Genomic DNA, 15,680 nt, shown 5'->3' with positions numbered 1-15,680 from the left:
CGTGGTGAAGACGGTGCAACCGGCTGAGGCCGTGCCCGCGGAAAGCGTCCGTCGAAATGGACAATCGCCCTTTTTTGTATGCAAAAAAGGGCTGCCCACTAAAAGCCATTTTTCATGACCTTATGGGACAGCCCGCTTACAATTTTGATAGGACTCAGCTTACCGAAGACTTTTCAGGTTCGGGAATCTGCTCTTTTATCGCTTCGATCGCTTCTTCCAGGTTACGGACCTGAAGTACTTTCTTTTGCTGGTCCGGATATTGAAGGCCGGTGTGCTTGTAGCGGGAATCGTAATAAAACTCCAGCAACAGACGCACAGCAGAAGCAAATTCACCTGTTTCCAGATCCTCTTCAATCTGTTTCGAGACATCCTGTGGCATCCGGGTTTTGATGCGTTGGAAAGCGGCGATGCACTCATCCTGATATTCTTCAGGACGATAATCTTCGATGATTTCTTTGATTCTTTCTTCCATCGGCATGTCTATGATGAGCTGGATGCTGTTGGCTTTCAGTTCCATCACCCAATTGGGGATGACTACCTTGCCGATCCGTGAACTTTCAGCTTCAAATAGAACAAACGGTGCTTTTTCCAGTTCCCGAAATTGCTGGACAAATAAGGAATCGAATACTTTCTGGTTATGGGGTTCAACGCCAATGTGCCCAAAAATCGAGCCTTTGTGATTGGCGAGCCCTTCCAGATCGATAACCGGATACCCTTGCTCTTCCAGTGCTTTCAGAATTCGGGTTTTGCCCGTTCCGGTCAGGCCGTTCAACACATATGCCTTAAAAGGCGCTTCGGACTGCTCAAGCTGATTGAGAACCCATCTCCGGTATTCACGGATGCCGCCTTCCAGCCGGCTGACATGGACATCCATCAACGACAGGAGCGTGGCTGTTGTCCGGCTGCGCATACCGCCGCGCCAGCAAAATACCGTTTTATTGCCTTCAACTTGTTTAAATTGCTTCACAAACTCTGGAAGTTTGGCAGATATAATCGCGAGGCCGCGCTCTTTCGCTGCCGCTACACTCACTTGTTTATAAAGAGTTCCAATTTCCGCCCGCTCTGCATCATCAAAAAAAGGAATATTGATGCTGCCGGGAATCGAGAAATTCTTATATTCAGATGGCGACCGTACATCGATCAGGACCATTTTGTTCTTTTCACTTAACGGAATCAAGTCTTCTACTGCAATATCACTGAACATCTATTTTCCTCCAAACACGCACTCTTTTTCATCATTCTATTAGTATACACCCATCTGGAGCAGTTTTCGTTTTTGGCTGCTTGTTTTGACTTGGTACGCACTCTATTATTTAACTTACAAATCCAGTATCTACCCTATTCAAATGAGCGATTTTCGTTGACACCGCAAGGTTGAGGCATTATGATAACGGAGTATTCCCGACTAACTCACTAAGAAAAGGATGATTTCATGACTTCTATAACGAAAGTTCAACCGGTTGACGAAGCAAAAGGTCCGGTTGCACGAAAAGATACAGCTTTAAATAGTCCTCAAGTTTCATTGATCGTCGGCGGATTGGTCGTTGCCGCTTTGTTGACGATTTATTTGTTGGCTACTCAACATATCTCACAACCTATCTTGTTGATCATCGGCCTGTTGCTTGGCTATACCTTGTTCCATGCACGCTTCGGCTTCACTTCTGCATTCCGTCGCTTGGCATCGGTCGGCAACGGACAAGCCATGCGGGCCCATATGCTGATGCTGGCTGTGGCAGTCACTTTGTTTGCTCCAATTTTGGCATATGGCTATTCGTTCTTCGGAACCGGTGTGGCAGGCTATGTTTCGCCTGTAGGCGTCAGTCTGGTTGTCGGTGCATTTGTCTTCGGTATCGGCATGCAGCTTGGCGGCGGCTGTGCTTCCGGAACTTTGTATGCCATTGGCGGCGGACGTACTGTCATGTTCGTGACATTGCTGTTCTTCATTATCGGAACAACCATCGGCGCTTACCATTTACCGTTCTGGACAGAAGAAATGCCGGCGTTTGAGCCGATTTCTTTGGCCACATCAACCGGACTCGGTTATGGCGGTGCTTGGCTTGTATCGATTGTCATTTTCGGCTTAGTCGCTTTGATCAGTTTGGTTATTGAGAAAAAGAGACGTTCTCCGAAAATGGCACCTCTGCCATCCGCTTCTGGATGGAAACGGATTTTCCGCGGTTCATGGCCTTTATTTGCAGCGGCGATCGTTCTGGCTGTATTAAATGCAGTAACATTGATGGTCCGCGGTACACCTTGGGGCATCACATCGGCATTTGCTCTTTGGGGCTCAAAAATCGCTGAATTCTTCGGCGTGGATGTAGCAAGCTGGGGGTATTGGCAAGGTGCCAATGCTGCTATGCTCGAATCTTCAATTTTTGCAGATTCTACGACAATTTTGAACTTCGGTGTAATCATTGGGGCCTTCCTCGCTTCAGCGGCCGGCGGTTTGTTCAAATTCACGAAAGTGAAAGTAGGCAACTTCTTCGCTTCTGTAATCGGCGGTCTGATGATGGGTTACGGTGCCCGTTTGGCATTCGGCTGCAACATCGGTGCTTATTTCGGCGGCATTGCGTCATTCAGCCTTCATGGTTATATTTGGGGCATCCTGGCATTAGCCGGAACCTTTGTGGCTTTGTATCTCCGCCCATTGTTCGGTTTGTCAGTACCTAAATCCAATGATTCCGTGTGTTAAATTTCTTTTAAAAACAGGCGGTCGGGACATCCCGACCGCCTGTTTTTTTGTGGGATTTTTTCGATAAGATGCCTTTCGATCCCTTTGGTTTTCAATGTTCATCTTAAGGGAAATAAACTAAATAGCGCTAAATCCAATCGACGCCATAATGGAGAGGAGAAAACTTTATGAAAGAATTTTTTGGCTTAATGAAGTTCGGAACCAAATCGGCTTTATTGGCAGCCATCGTCAATACTGTAGTTGCTCTTATTAAAACCGCTGCCTATTTGATTACCGGAAATGTAGCGATGTTTGCCGAAATGATGCACAGTTTCGGTGATGCCGCCAACCAGTTTTTCGTTTTCATCGGTTCGGCGTTCAGCAAAAAAGAACCGACAGAACGTTTCCCGGGAGGATTCGGACGCTTGGTCAACCTGGTGTTGCTGGGGGCTGTATTGATCGTCGGGGTACTGGCTTATGAGACCATCGTGGAAGGGATCCATCACATTTCCGACGCAACCCATTCGGAAGATTGGTTCTGGCTGAATATCGGTGTACTTGGCGCAGCAGCCTTATTGGAATCTGCTGTTCTTTACAAAGCCATGAAAGAAATTACGGAACACTTGCCTAAAGAACAAACAAAAGGACTGAAAATGATTCCTCTAAGCTATCGGCATGTAAAAGACGCCAATCCTGCTTCGAAACTGGTCTTTTTAGAAGATAATGTAGCCGTCGGCGGAGCACTTCTTGCGATGCTGGCCATTGTCATCTCTACTTATACGCCTTTCCACAGTGCTACCGGCTATGCCTCCATCATTATCGGTGTCGCTCTTATTTTCGTCGTCGGCCGCATCTTCTTGGATAACGCGGCAGGAGCTCTTGGCGTTGCCGATGTGAAAATGCAGGCCAGAATGGGTGCCCGGATCCTGCAGCATCCCCAAATCAACGACATTCAGGATTTGGATGTTATTAAAGAAGGCGACAGCCTCCATGTTGAACTGAAGATTGAAGTCGATCCCAAAATGACCATCGCAGAAGCCGATGATCTTCGGGATTACATCGAAGAAAAAATCAAAGAAAACGTAAAAAACGTCACTGATATCATCATTGAGTTTGACGAAGACGATGGTCTGCCTACATGGAACAAAGCCTTGGACGAGTAACAACACTAATATTATGGCAAAAAAACAACCCGTTCCGAAAAGGATTTTCCTTTTCTGGAACGGGTTGTTTTCATGAGAAAATGCAAAATGGCAATCCACCTATGCAAGGGGGCATCTGTCAAATTTCCTTTCCTTCACTTCCACTCTTACAATCTTGGTGCTTTTGCCTTGATGCCAGCCAGTACTTTTGTGTTCAGGTAATGATAGACGCCGTTTTCATCACAAGTAAATTCTGTCACTTCATCCACCAGAACCTTGATATGTGCTGCTGCATTCTGCATTGCTACGGCATGCGTGACATACTCGAACATTTTGACATCGTTATCGCTGTCTCCAATGGCCAATGTCTCACAACCGGTTAAACCGAAACGCTCCAGCATCTGTTCGATTCCAGATGCTTTATTGATACCGGCCACCATGACTTCGGCATTATGCGGAGAAGATGGAGTCATCGTGAATTTCATGTCTTTTTGCAGCTGTTTCAATTCGATTTTCCAATCGTTTATTTCCTCACGGGTTCTTGCGAAAAAGTAAAATTTCGAAAAATGAGATTCGGTTATTTCGTCTGTCCATTCAATTTCTTCTTCAATCGCTTTTTGGCGGGAAATCCATTCGTTGATCTGAACGGAATCTGGTTTTGGATCTCGAACAGCGGCTTCGACAAATGCTCTGTCCTGTTCCAGCACCAAGCGATTGCTGCCGTGCGGGAACAGCTCGTAATAGATTTTGCGTTCACGCGCTTTTGCCAGGATGGTTTCCACCAACTCCATTGGCAGTGAATGTTCAAATACGGCTTCGTCTCCAATGTATCCCGCCATGCCGTTTGCAGTGATGATGCCATCCACCGCAAATCCTTCCGGAAGCATCTCTGCCACTTCATCTGCGGATCTGCCTGTCGCCACAAAAACATATATGCCTTCGTTTCGCAGTTTATCTATAACTTCTTTCGTATCCAGGCTCACTTCGTTAAAATGATTTAAAATGGTGCCATCCATATCCAAAAAGATGGCTTTAGGGTTGATTGCCACTGTATGACCTCCTGATCGTTAAGTACAAATGATTCAGCCTCAGTATACGCTTTGCTTTTTCTAAACTCAATGAATGCCTATTTCTGCCCGGATTAAACCCTATTGCAGAAAGGATAGAAATGGTAGAATAAAGGATACAAAATTTTTCAGATTTTTATTTTCGGTGCCAGTCACCGTTTATCCGATAAGAAAAAAACATTGGTGCAAGCTAGTCAGACCGGCATTAAGCCAGGCGGCAGATGGAGGTTGAAATGAAACAGATCTTGACCATTCAAAAAATATTGAATAATAATGTTGTCATTGCCCACCACGATGCTTATAAAGAAGTCGTCCTGATCGGCAACGGACTAGGTTTTAATCGAAAAAAAGGCGATACAATCCCTTTTGATGAAGCTGATAAAACATTTTTGCTGAAAGACGAAAAGGAAATGGAACAATACGTCAATTTGCTTCCTTATATCGAAGAAAAGCTGATTGCTTTCATCCATGAGCTGCTGCTTTTCATTGAAGAAAAAATGGGTAAGGAATTGAACGAGCATATCCACGTAGCATTGACTGACCATATCGCCTTTGCCATTAACCGGGCAAAAAAAGACATTCAATTTTCCAATCCTTTTCTGTTTGAAATTGAATCTTTGTATCCCAAAGAATACCTGGTAGCCAAAGACGTGGTGAAAAAAGTCGAAGAGCGGACCGGTGTTTCATTTCCTGAAGGGGAAATCGGTTTTATCGCCTTGCATATCCACAGCGCCGTCACAGACAAGTCCCTGCGCGATATTAACCGGTATCATGCGCTTCTTTCAAAAATGGTGAAGATCATTGAAGACAGCCTGGACATCCAACTGGAAAAAGACAATATCGACTACCATCGCCTTATCCAGCATCTTCACCGAGCCATCGACAGGGCCGATAAAGGGGCGCCTTTGGGAGAAGAAAATAAATTAGCCGCCATGTTGAAAAGCGAATATCCGGTGTGCTATAATCTTGCTTGGAAGCTCATTAAAGTTATGCAAAACCAATTGAATAAGCCCGTGGATGAAGCTGAAGTCATGTATTTGACGATTCATCTGCAGCGCTTGACACATAAATTCTGACCATACGTGTTACTGATTCGATCAGGCATGAGTATGAAAAGATGAAAAGTTGACCAACAGGACATTTCTGCCCTTTTATCGACTTTTTCCTTTTCTGCTCATGCCTTTTATTATGTGTTCAGTTGGCCATTTTTTATATTCGCACCATCGAGGAGGAAACTATATGTCATTCAATTTTTTCGGCACGCTGCAAAAAGTCGGTAAAGCACTCATGCTGCCAGTTGCACTCTTGCCGGCTGCCGGTATCCTGTTGGCTTTCGGTACAAGTTTTGCAGAAGATTCGTTTTTGGAAGCGGTTCCGTTTATGGGAGCTGGCTGGATTCAGCAATTATTATTCATCATGGCGGAAGCCGGCGGCGTTATTTTCGACAACCTGCCCTTGCTGTTCGCTGTAGGTGTCGCAATCGGCCTTGCCGGTGGTGATGGAGTAGCAGGACTTGCTGCCATCATCGGTTACCTGATCATGAACGTCACCATGAAAGCCGTTGGCGGCATCACCCTGGAAATGACCGCTGACCCGGCATATGCCAATGTATTGGGCATCCCGACACTCCAGACAGGCGTTTTCGGCGGGATTATCGTCGGAGTACTGGCTGCATTCATGTACAATAAATTCTTCAATATCCAATTGCCTCAGTTTTTAGGATTTTTTGCAGGAAAGCGCTTTGTTCCAATCATCACGGCGTTCTCCGCGGTTTTTCTCGGAATCGTCATGTTCATGGTTTGGCCATTTGCCCAAACCGGTTTGAACACATTATCTCACTTTATGCTTGAAACAAACCGCACGCTTGCGGCGTTCGTTTTCGGAACCATTGAACGTTCATTGATTCCTTTCGGCCTGCACCATATTTTCTACTCACCGTTTTGGTTTGAATTTGGCCAATATACAAATGCTGCAGGTGAAATCATCCGCGGCGATCAGCGCATCTTCTTTGCCCAACTGCAGGACGGTGTGGAATTTACTGCCGGTACATTCATGACCGGTAAATTCCCGTTCATGATGTTCGGCCTTCCGGCTGCGGCACTTGCCATTTACCATTGTGCACGTCCGGAGAAAAAGAAAATTGTCGGCGGCATCATGCTCTCAGGTGCTTTGACTTCATTCCTGACAGGAATTACAGAACCGCTTGAGTTCTCATTCTTGTTTGTAGCACCTGTCCTGTTCGGCATCCACGCGGTCTTCGCGGGTCTGTCGTTCATGACGATGCATTTGCTAAACGTTAAAATCGGTATGACATTCTCCGGCGGTCTGATTGACTTCCTGCTCTTCGGCGTTCTGCCGGGCAGAACGGAATGGTTCTGGGTCATTATCGTCGGTCTTGTGTTCTCGGTTATCTACTACTTCGGTTTCCGTTTTGCCATCAAGAAATTCAACTTGATGACACCTGGACGTGAAGAAGATGAAGAAGGCGATGAAGAAACAGGAGAAGTTGGCGAATTGCCATACGAAATCCTTGCCGCTATGGGCGGACAAGAAAACATCACCCATTTGGATGCATGTATCACGCGTCTCCGTGTCAGCGTAGCAGACAAAGGCAATGTTGATAAAAACAGATTGAAAAAACTTGGTGCATCCGGTGTTATGGAAGTCGGCAATAACATCCAGGCTATTTTCGGACCTGTCTCCGACAGCTTGCGTGGCCAAATGCAAGACATCATCAGCGGCAAAAAGCCTCGTGCAGCAACAAAAACAGCCGCTCCTGCTGAAACAGCAGCGGCTACAGAAACACCTTTAGAATTCAACAGCCCGATTACCGGTGAACTCCTGCCGATTTCAGAAGTACCTGATCAGGTATTCTCAGGCAAGATGGTTGGAGATGGGTTTGCCATCAAACCGGCAGAAGGAAAAGTCTTTTCTCCGGTAAACGGCACAGTCGTTACGGTCTTCCCTACCAAACATGCCATTGGCATCGCGGCAGACAACGGCACAGAAATTCTGATCCACATCGGTATCGATACAGTCAATTTGAAAGGTGAAGGTTTCACTTCACATATTGAACAAGGCGATATTGTTGAACAGGGACAGCTTCTGATGGAAATGGACTTGGATTACATCGCTAAAAACGCGTCGTCCATCATTACGCCAGTTGTCTTCACGAACCTTGAAGAAGGCCAATCGATCAAGCTTAAAAAGTCCGGCTCAATAGCAGCTAAAGATATGGACATCATGGAAATTGTACATGGGGAGCCTGTCGTTTAATTTAGAAAGACCCTTTAAAAGCCCGGCTGTATTCGAAAAAATTCCGTATGCAGCCGGGCTTTACTTTATAAATGATTAAATGGAGGAGCTGTAACAGATGAAACTCTTGACCTTGAACTGCCATGCCTGGCACGAAGAAAATCAACTTGAAAAAATACGGTATTTGGCAGATACCATCAAAGAGAAAGCCTATGACGTCATCGCGCTTCAGGAAGTCAATCAATCGATTGATGCCGAACTGCTTTACGGAGATATCAAAAAGGATAATTACGGCATCAAACTGCTGGAGGAACTTGAAAAAATTGGTGTCCACGATTATTCATTTGTTTGGAGTTTTTCGCATCTGGTTTATGGCATCTATGAAGAAGGCGTCGCGATATTGACGAAATACCCAATCAGTAAAGAGGAATCCTTTTTCGTCAGCTTAAGCACAGACAGCACTTATTGGAAAACGCGCAAAATCATCGGTGCCCAAATCGACTTTTGCGGGCTTCCAATGTCCTTCTATTCCTGCCATATGGGCTGGTGGACAGACGAAGAAGAACCTTTCAAACAGCAGGCAGACAGGCTTTTGCAGCAGATGGAAACTGATTCACCTGTTTTTCTGATGGGTGACTTCAACAACAGCGCTGCGCTGCGGGGAGAGGGCTATGATTACTTGATCAGCCACGGCCTTTACGATACGTATGAGTTGGCCGATCAGAAAGATCAGGGAACTACTGTTGAAGGGAAAATTACTGGATGGAATGACAATAAGCAAGACCTGCGCATCGACTTGATTTTAATGAGTAAACCCTTCCCGGTGCTGTCGTCCAAAGTCATTTTCAACAACCGGAATAAGTCCATCCTCTCCGACCATTTCGGCGTAGAAGTTGAAGTGCGTATTCCTGAAGAATCAGAATCATCCCAGTCAATTTAAAACTGACCCCTAAGTTTTGTTCAGAATTGGCACTTTCAACTGGTTCAGTCCTCTGCTAATCTTATCTGAAAAAGAAAAGATAGGAAGGTAACCAATAATGCAGAAAACAACCAGCTATTCACCCGCAGCCAATTCCCGTACTTTTGATTTGATTTTAAGCTCTATGGCCATTGCACTTGTCTTTGTCGCTACTTTGTTATTGAACATCCGCCTGCCGATTGCAGCAAATGGCGGGCTTGTCCATCTCGGGACCGCCATGCTTTTCGTCATTGCCATCTTGTTTGGCCCTAAAAAAGGAATGATTGCCGGTGCGATCGGCATGGGGCTGTTCGATTTGGTTTCCGGCTGGACTTTGTGGGCACCGATCACCTTCTTAGCGCGCGGCCTGCAGGGTTACCTGGTCGGAAAGATTGCGTGGTCCGGGGGCAGAAAAGGCGGCAGCACAGGTTTCAATATTTTAGCCGCTGTCGTTTCAATCCCTTTAATGGTAGCTATTTACTACCTCGGTGAAGCCATCATTTTCAGCAGCTGGATTATTCCGGCCGCTTCGATCCCCGGAAATCTTGTCCAAAATACAGTTGGACTGATCATCGCGATTCCAGTAGCCGTCGCTTTAAAGAAAACTCCGTTTTTTAAATAAGCTTTTATGCGAAGCTATTCAAAAAAGAGCGTGTCTGAAATTCAGACACGCTCTTTTTTTCAGTTCTTTACTTTCGATACGGTCAGGCCGTCACCTATTGGAATCAATAAGGATTCGAGCTGAGGATGGTTTGCCACGACCTGGTTGAATGCCCTCATCACTTCGGTATGACGGCTCGTTTCAGCTGCGTCATCTGCGACCGTCCCTCTTGCCAATACGTTGTCCGCTACGATTAATGCACCAGGCTCTACCAGCTTCAGGCAGCCATTCAAGTAATTTTCGTAGTTCACTTTGTCTGCATCGATAAAGAAGAAATCAAACTTCCGGTTTTCTGCGGCCAGTTTGCCGAGGTTCTCTAAAGCCGCTCCAGTCATGTACGAAACCTGTTCACCAAACCCGGCTTTCGTTAGATTGCTTTGGGCCAGTTCAGCATACTGTTCTTCAAGCTCCAAGGAAGTCAGCCGCCCTTCAGGACTGTTGAATCCGCGCGCCAGGCAAATGCCGCTATACCCGCCAAGCGCCCCGATCTCCAATACGTTTTTGGCGCCCGCGACCGAAACCAGCATCGTCAGCAGTTTTCCGGATGACGGTGATACGGAAATCGATGGCATGCCTTTTTCTTCAATAGAAGAGATGACACCTTCCAATACTGAATCTTGTTCAGTGAAAACAGTCTCAATGTATTGATTGATTTTTTTCATGCTCAGAAACTCCTTTTTTGTTAATTTACTTTTTTAACCATGTATAAATTGAATTGTAGCCCTTTGCATTCGCAACTGTCCAAAAAAAGCCCCTTGCATCAGATTTGATGCAAGGGGCTTTGGCTATTATCATATTTCGATTGGGCTTTTTTCGTCCAATTGAAGTGCTTTCGCAGTTGAAGTATGGATTTCCTGAAGAAGATCCGGGTTTTCAGACAAGGACATGCCATACGACGGAACCATTTCTTTAATCTTCGGTTCCCATTCGCCCACATGATCCGGGAAACATCTTTGGAAGATTTCCAGCATCGCATGTACAGCTGTGGATGCACCTGGAGAAGCTCCCAGCAATGCAGCAATCGAGCCATCGGCAGCCGTTACAATTTCTGTACCGAACTGCAAAGTGCCTTTGCCTTTATCCGTATCTTTGATAACCTGTACGCGTTGTCCTGCTACGACTACATCCCAGTCCTCAAGTTTGGCAGTCGGAATGAATTCACGCAATTCTTCTACGCGTTTCTCATTTGACAGCATGACTTGCTGAACCAAGTATTTCGTCAATGACAACTCTTTTGCTCCTGCAGCCAGCATCGTGAAGACATTGTTCGGTTTTACAGATCCGATCAAGTCCATATTCGATCCTGTTTTCAGGAATTTCGGAGAAAATCCAGCAAATGGTCCGAACAGCAAGGATTTTTTGTTGTCGATAAAGCGTGTATCCAAATGCGGTACGGACATCGGTGGAGCTCCGACTTTCGCTTTTCCATATACTTTCGCATGATGCTGCTCAACGATTTCAGGATCGTTGCAGACCAGGAACAGTCCGCTTACCGGGAATCCGCCAATATGCTTGGATTCTGGAATGCCTGTTTTCTGAAGTAATGGCAAGCTTCCGCCACCGCCGCCAATAAAGACGAAGTCAGCGTTGTGGTATTCAATTTTATCGTTTGCCAAGTCCTGAACTTTTACTTCCCATATGCCATTGCCACTGCGTTTAATGTCTTTGACTGCATGTTTGTAATTGATTTCGACTTGTTCTTTTTGCAAGTGGTCGAACAGCATTTCCGTCAAAGCGCCAAAGTTGACGTCAGTCCCGGAGTCGATTTTTGTAGCAGCAATCGCTTCACCAGAAGGACGGCCTTCCATGATTAATGGAATCCATTCTTTCAATTTTGCAGGGTCAGCTGAATATTCCATGCCTTTGAACAAAGGGCTGGCTGATAATGCTTCAAATCGTTTACTTAGGAAACGAACGTTGTCTTCTCCCTGAACCATGCTCATATGAGGAATCGACATGATGAAGTCCTGCGGATTGCTGATGCGTTTGTTGTTTACAAGGAAAGACCAAAATTGTCTCGAAAGTTGGAACTGCTCGTTGATGTTGATGGCTTTTTTGATGTCGATCGAGCCATCAGTCTGTTCCGGTGTATAGTTAAGCTCACAAAGTGCAGCATGTCCTGTTCCTGCGTTATTCCATTCATTGGAACTTTCAGACCCTGCTTTTTCAAGCTTTTCAAATACTTTGATGTTCCAGTCTGGTGCCAATTCCTTAAGCATAGACCCTAAAGTCGCACTCATGACGCCAGCACCGATTAAGATGACGTTTCTTTTTTTCTGTAGGTTGTCCATTATAACCTTCCTTATCCCGTATATTTGCAAATAGGTGCAGCTTGCTCCTGATCAAATAATACAAAAAGCCAGGTACAACCAAAAAACACACCTTTTCTGCTTCAATTATATAATTATATCATATTTCCGGATTATACCCATTTGATTTTGCCTGTTTATTATACCTCAAGTGCTAAAGCTAAAAAAGAAAGATGCCCGTTTTAAGAGGAATTAAGCCTGAAAAGCCCAAATGCAGTCATTCTCCAGAATGTCAGCATTTGGGCTTTCTTTTATAAAGCGGCTATTGTATCTTTTCAGCACACTATAGAATCTATTTTGTTATGGAAATCCAGCTTTTATTGACACCTATTGTCAGCCTTGTAATGTCTTATACTGACGCACCACTTCTTTGGTTATATCGCTGTCTTCCGACAGGCCACTGATTGTTTTCAGGACACCTTCTGGACCCGTTTCACGGATCATCTCTTGTATCTTCATTGCCTCTTCATCTTCTGGATGGTCGAACAATAGCGCAGCTGCAATTGCCTTGGCTAAATGCGTGTAAGGCAAGCCTGCTTTTTGCGCCTGCGTTGCCGGACGGATCAGGCGGTCTTCAGGACCCAGCTTCCGGATAGGTGCACGTCCCACTCGGGTGACGCCGTCGTTGAGGTAGGCATTTTTAAAACGCTCAATGTTTTTATTGATGTAAGCGAGATGCTCTTCTTCATCAAGGCCGTATTCCTTCACCAAGTACGCCCCGGTTTCTTTCAGCGTTTCTCTTACCTGCGTGACGATTTCCTCATCAGCCAAGGTTTCGTCGATCGTCGATTTTCCTGCCAGATAACCAAGATATGCAATGACGGCATGTCCTGTATTCACGGTAAACAACTTCCGTTCGATGAACGGTGCAAGGTCTGCCACCATTTTCATGCCCGTTACCTGTGGAATGTCTTCTGCCGTTTCCACGACCCATTCGTAATACGGTTCAACTAAAACGTCCAATGAACTTTGATCCTGTATCGGCACAATGCGGTCAACGGCTGAGTTGAAGAAATAGACCTTTCCTTCCAACTGGTTCTTCGTCTCTTCATCAAGATTATCCAGTATATGCTGTTTCAGGATATCCGTTGCGCCAATTTGATTTTCACAAGCGATAACGTAGAGTTTGTCATCTGTTGCTGCCACACGTTTAGCCAACCCGCGGGCGATCAGCGGTGCGATTCTCGGCAGGATATTCGGGCCGATCGCTGTAGTCAAATACGTAGCCTGTTGGATTGCTTCAATGACGTCATCTTCATGTGTCATGTTGTTGATGCCTGAAACATTTCCGATGCTGATCGTTTCTTCCTGTGATTGAGCAAGCTTCACCTGGTAGCCTTTTTCTTCATTGAGCTTATTGATGACTTGTTCGGCCACATCCACGAAGGTCACGTGATAGCCTGATTCGGAAAATAAAGCCCCAATAAATCCTCTGCCAATGTTTCCTGCTCCAAAATGAACGGTTTGTCTCATCTAATCATCCCTTTATCAAATTATTTTGTAGATAATCCAAGAAAATATGCTCGAGCTTCTGCCGAATTGCCTTTTCATTGGAAGATGAAAAAATCATCCTCGATCCATCACTTTCAATGAGGCTGGTGCTGATCAAACTGAGCACTTCCTGCTCTTTGGCCGTCAGCTTTTCAGGAGCCAGCATGAGCAGCAGGTTCTTCATCTGCATGTCTTCTCCATCCATCCCTTTAACGGTAAGGGGCACCTCCAAATGGATCACTTGAAAGAGCAGCTCTTGAACCGAATCTTCTCGGCAATGGAAAAGCGCCATATGGGTATCCGGAATGCCTAATCCGCCTTTCTTCTCCCGCTCTTTCAGTTCCAGCATGGCCGCGGCTATATCCGTTAGCAATCCAGCCGCTTCGGCCATTTCAACCACTTCCTGCAACACTTCCCAATGATCTTTTGCCAACGGTGTGTGGATGACTTTAAAATTGGCCAGGATCGCTTCCATGCTGCTTTGTACTTCTTTTATTTCCCGCAGCATAGTTTGTATAGTAGGCTGGTTGCTAGCGGCTTGTGCTTCGGGCAAATCTTTAGGATTCAAATAATGCTTGTTGCTGGTTAGCTTTTCCACGTTATTCTGCAAATAGCTTTCAATATAGCCGATATCCCTGTCACTCAGCAAAGGGCTGACCATAATATAATCGACTTCGGCAACAGGCAGCCGGATTGTCGAGATTACCAGGTCGTAATTTTGAAAATGCGTTTTTTGGAAATCATTGAGCGATAGCACTTCCACTGAATTGATTTCAGGGAGCTCTTTTTGGATCCGGCTTGCGAGCATCTTGGAGGTCCCGATGCCTGTCGGACAAATAACGACTGCATTAATCCGAACCTGCTCCTCGTTCATCAGTAAAGCCGAACCGAAATGCAGGACAATAAAGGCTGTCTCATCTGCGGAAAACGCCAAGTCCTTGAATTCATTTTCCAACCCTTGCTTGACCGCCATAAACAATACCGGATATTTCCGTCTGATTTCGTCCGTCAAAGGATTGAACGATTCAAGGTGCTGCTTTAAACGAAAAATGGAAGGACCCATATGCGCAAGAAGCCCTTGATACAACGAGAAATCATTCACCAAGTCGACATGCAGCTGCTCCGAAACATCGAGGATCAGGTTTTTGATCAGACGCCCAAGCAGTACATTGTCATAATAGGCCAAGTCAGCCTCCTGTACTTTCGAGCCTTTTAAAATCACCGATAAAAAATGGACATCGGCCTTACTTAGCTGGATGCGCAGACGCTCTTTCAATTCATTGCAAATCTCTTCCATCAATTGGTACTCATTGCCGGAATCATTTTCGATTCCGGCTGCCTGATCCAGCAGGAATCCGGCCTGTGTCCGCTGAAGAGCCAGGCAACTGTAAACGACCAGTCCCATATAATCGCTATCCGCCAACCGGTTTTGTTCTTTATTGATTTTTCGATTCACCAGTTCATCGACAGCAGCCAGGTAGTCCGGCGAAAAATAACTAAGGATTTTCTCTTCCTGCTTTTTCCCTTGTTGAAGAAAATACAGGCATTCGACCATTTCTTCATAAAAATAAGCGAGAACATAATTGCTTATGGCATGGCGTTTGTTGGCTTCCGTGCCCTCTACTTCCACTCCGACGCCTCTCGTTATCGACACTTCAATAAAGAACTTCTGCAACCATGTGGTTAAATCCTCCAAATGAGCCGTTAAAGTGGCCGTACTGATTCCCAATTGGCCGGCCAGCACCTGTTTTTTAAAAAAGGGGCCTTCCTCCATTAAAATGATCAGCAATTTCAGCTTTCTCTCTTCGGGAGTTTCATCTGCCGGGCTGACGCTGATCAAATTTTGTATCAGCCGGTAGACCTGTTCGTTTTTCCCTGCAATAAAAAGACCTTCTTCTGCCGTACGCTGGACGGTTAAATCAAAATCCTTCAGCATTTTTCCGATTGATTTTAAATCCCGTTGGATGGTCCGGGCACTGACGGCCAAATAGGAAGACAGCGATTGTACGGTATGCTGGCCCGAGGTCCTGACAATCAATTCGATAATGGACTTTTCCCTAAATGTGATAAACATTCATCTCACTCATTTCACTTTAGAATGCCTTCTGCCGGACCCGGAAATGTAA

Annotated in this window: 12 protein-coding genes; 6 read left to right on the top strand and 6 right to left on the bottom strand. The window is 45.5% G+C overall.

Annotation, left to right across the window (positions count from 1 at the left end; genetic code table 11):
- Nucleotides 1–154: 154 nt before the first annotated feature.
- Nucleotides 155–1,204, bottom strand: coding sequence for a tRNA 2-selenouridine(34) synthase MnmH (gene mnmH, locus QMA04_RS00535; RefSeq protein ID WP_203340345.1), 1,050 nt, complete (start codon nt 1,202–1,204; stop codon nt 155–157).
- Between the two features lie 228 nt (nt 1,205–1,432).
- On the opposite strand from mnmH, the gene QMA04_RS00530 reads away from it, so the two are divergent.
- Together QMA04_RS00530 and QMA04_RS00525 are read left to right on the top strand one after the other, a co-directional pair.
- Nucleotides 1,433–2,692: a YeeE/YedE family protein gene (locus QMA04_RS00530; protein ID WP_191714590.1), complete on the top strand. Its 1,260-nt coding sequence runs from the start codon at nt 1,433–1,435 to the stop codon at nt 2,690–2,692.
- 167 nt (nt 2,693–2,859) lie between these two features.
- A complete protein-coding gene (locus QMA04_RS00525; RefSeq protein ID WP_290183588.1) occupies nt 2,860–3,834 on the top strand; it encodes a cation diffusion facilitator family transporter in 975 nt (324 codons plus the stop codon).
- Between the two features lie 146 nt (nt 3,835–3,980).
- On the opposite strand, the gene QMA04_RS00520 is transcribed toward QMA04_RS00525, so the two are convergent.
- Nucleotides 3,981–4,862 (bottom strand): Cof-type HAD-IIB family hydrolase, encoded by an 882-nt coding sequence (locus tag QMA04_RS00520; RefSeq protein WP_191714588.1) that lies wholly within the window; start codon nt 4,860–4,862, stop codon nt 3,981–3,983.
- 251 nt (nt 4,863–5,113) lie between these two features.
- Between QMA04_RS00520 and glcT the strand changes: the two genes are divergently transcribed.
- The 4 genes from glcT to QMA04_RS00500 all read left to right on the top strand — a co-directional run bounded on the left by glcT (nt 5,114) and on the right by QMA04_RS00500 (nt 9,715).
- The gene (glcT, locus tag QMA04_RS00515; RefSeq protein WP_191714587.1) at nt 5,114–5,956 is read left to right on the top strand and encodes a glucose PTS transporter transcription antiterminator GlcT; all 843 of its coding nucleotides are present in this window, start codon (nt 5,114–5,116) and stop codon (nt 5,954–5,956) included.
- Between the two features lie 163 nt (nt 5,957–6,119).
- Entirely contained in the window at nt 6,120–8,156 is a 2,037-nt protein-coding gene (gene ptsG, locus QMA04_RS00510) for a glucose-specific PTS transporter subunit IIBC (protein ID WP_290183587.1), read from the top strand.
- 97 nt (nt 8,157–8,253) lie between these two features.
- Nucleotides 8,254–9,075, top strand: coding sequence for an endonuclease/exonuclease/phosphatase family protein (locus QMA04_RS00505; protein WP_203340351.1), 822 nt, complete (start codon nt 8,254–8,256; stop codon nt 9,073–9,075).
- A gap of 97 nt (nt 9,076–9,172) precedes the next feature.
- Nucleotides 9,173–9,715 carry an ECF transporter S component gene (locus tag QMA04_RS00500; RefSeq protein WP_203340352.1) on the top strand — a complete coding sequence of 181 codons (543 nt, stop codon included), beginning with the start codon at nt 9,173–9,175 and terminating at the stop codon, nt 9,713–9,715.
- A 59-nt stretch (nt 9,716–9,774) separates the two neighbouring features.
- On the opposite strand, the gene QMA04_RS00495 is transcribed toward QMA04_RS00500, so the two are convergent.
- The 4 genes from QMA04_RS00495 to QMA04_RS00480 all read right to left on the bottom strand — a co-directional run bounded on the left by QMA04_RS00495 (nt 9,775) and on the right by QMA04_RS00480 (nt 15,628).
- Nucleotides 9,775–10,416 (bottom strand): O-methyltransferase, encoded by a 642-nt coding sequence (locus QMA04_RS00495; protein WP_290183586.1) that lies wholly within the window; start codon nt 10,414–10,416, stop codon nt 9,775–9,777.
- Nucleotides 10,417–10,545: 129 nt separating this feature from the next.
- Nucleotides 10,546–12,045, bottom strand: a complete 1,500-nt coding sequence (locus tag QMA04_RS00490; RefSeq protein WP_290183585.1) for a malate:quinone oxidoreductase — start codon at nt 12,043–12,045, stop codon at nt 10,546–10,548.
- A gap of 351 nt (nt 12,046–12,396) precedes the next feature.
- Nucleotides 12,397–13,536, bottom strand: a complete 1,140-nt coding sequence (locus tag QMA04_RS00485; protein ID WP_290183584.1) for a mannitol-1-phosphate 5-dehydrogenase — start codon at nt 13,534–13,536, stop codon at nt 12,397–12,399.
- A 4-nt stretch (nt 13,537–13,540) separates the two neighbouring features.
- Entirely contained in the window at nt 13,541–15,628 is a 2,088-nt protein-coding gene (locus QMA04_RS00480) for a BglG family transcription antiterminator (protein WP_290183583.1), read from the bottom strand.
- Nucleotides 15,629–15,680 lie beyond the last annotated feature (52 nt).

This window comes from Planococcus sp. APC 3900, from assembly GCF_030407735.1.
In the GTDB taxonomy this organism is placed as follows: Bacteria; Bacillota; Bacilli; order Bacillales_A; family Planococcaceae; genus Planococcus; species Planococcus notacanthi.
This window is presented reverse-complemented; position numbering and strand designations above follow the sequence as displayed.

Coding starts and splice junctions, on each gene's coding strand:
- mnmH (WP_203340345.1), bottom strand. CDS start 1,204: ATGTTCAGTGATATTGCAGTAGAAGACTTGATTCCGTTAAGTGAAAAG.
- ptsG (WP_290183587.1), top strand. CDS start 6,120: ATGTCATTCAATTTTTTCGGCACGCTGCAAAAAGTCGGTAAAGCACTC.
- QMA04_RS00490 (WP_290183585.1), bottom strand. CDS start 12,045: ATGGACAACCTACAGAAAAAAAGAAACGTCATCTTAATCGGTGCTGGC.
- QMA04_RS00500 (WP_203340352.1), top strand. CDS start 9,173: ATGCAGAAAACAACCAGCTATTCACCCGCAGCCAATTCCCGTACTTTT.
- QMA04_RS00480 (WP_290183583.1), bottom strand. CDS start 15,628: ATGTTTATCACATTTAGGGAAAAGTCCATTATCGAATTGATTGTCAGG.
- QMA04_RS00525 (WP_290183588.1), top strand. CDS start 2,860: ATGAAAGAATTTTTTGGCTTAATGAAGTTCGGAACCAAATCGGCTTTA.
- QMA04_RS00505 (WP_203340351.1), top strand. CDS start 8,254: ATGAAACTCTTGACCTTGAACTGCCATGCCTGGCACGAAGAAAATCAA.
- glcT (WP_191714587.1), top strand. CDS start 5,114: ATGAAACAGATCTTGACCATTCAAAAAATATTGAATAATAATGTTGTC.
- QMA04_RS00530 (WP_191714590.1), top strand. CDS start 1,433: ATGACTTCTATAACGAAAGTTCAACCGGTTGACGAAGCAAAAGGTCCG.
- QMA04_RS00495 (WP_290183586.1), bottom strand. CDS start 10,416: ATGAAAAAAATCAATCAATACATTGAGACTGTTTTCACTGAACAAGAT.
- QMA04_RS00485 (WP_290183584.1), bottom strand. CDS start 13,536: ATGAGACAAACCGTTCATTTTGGAGCAGGAAACATTGGCAGAGGATTT.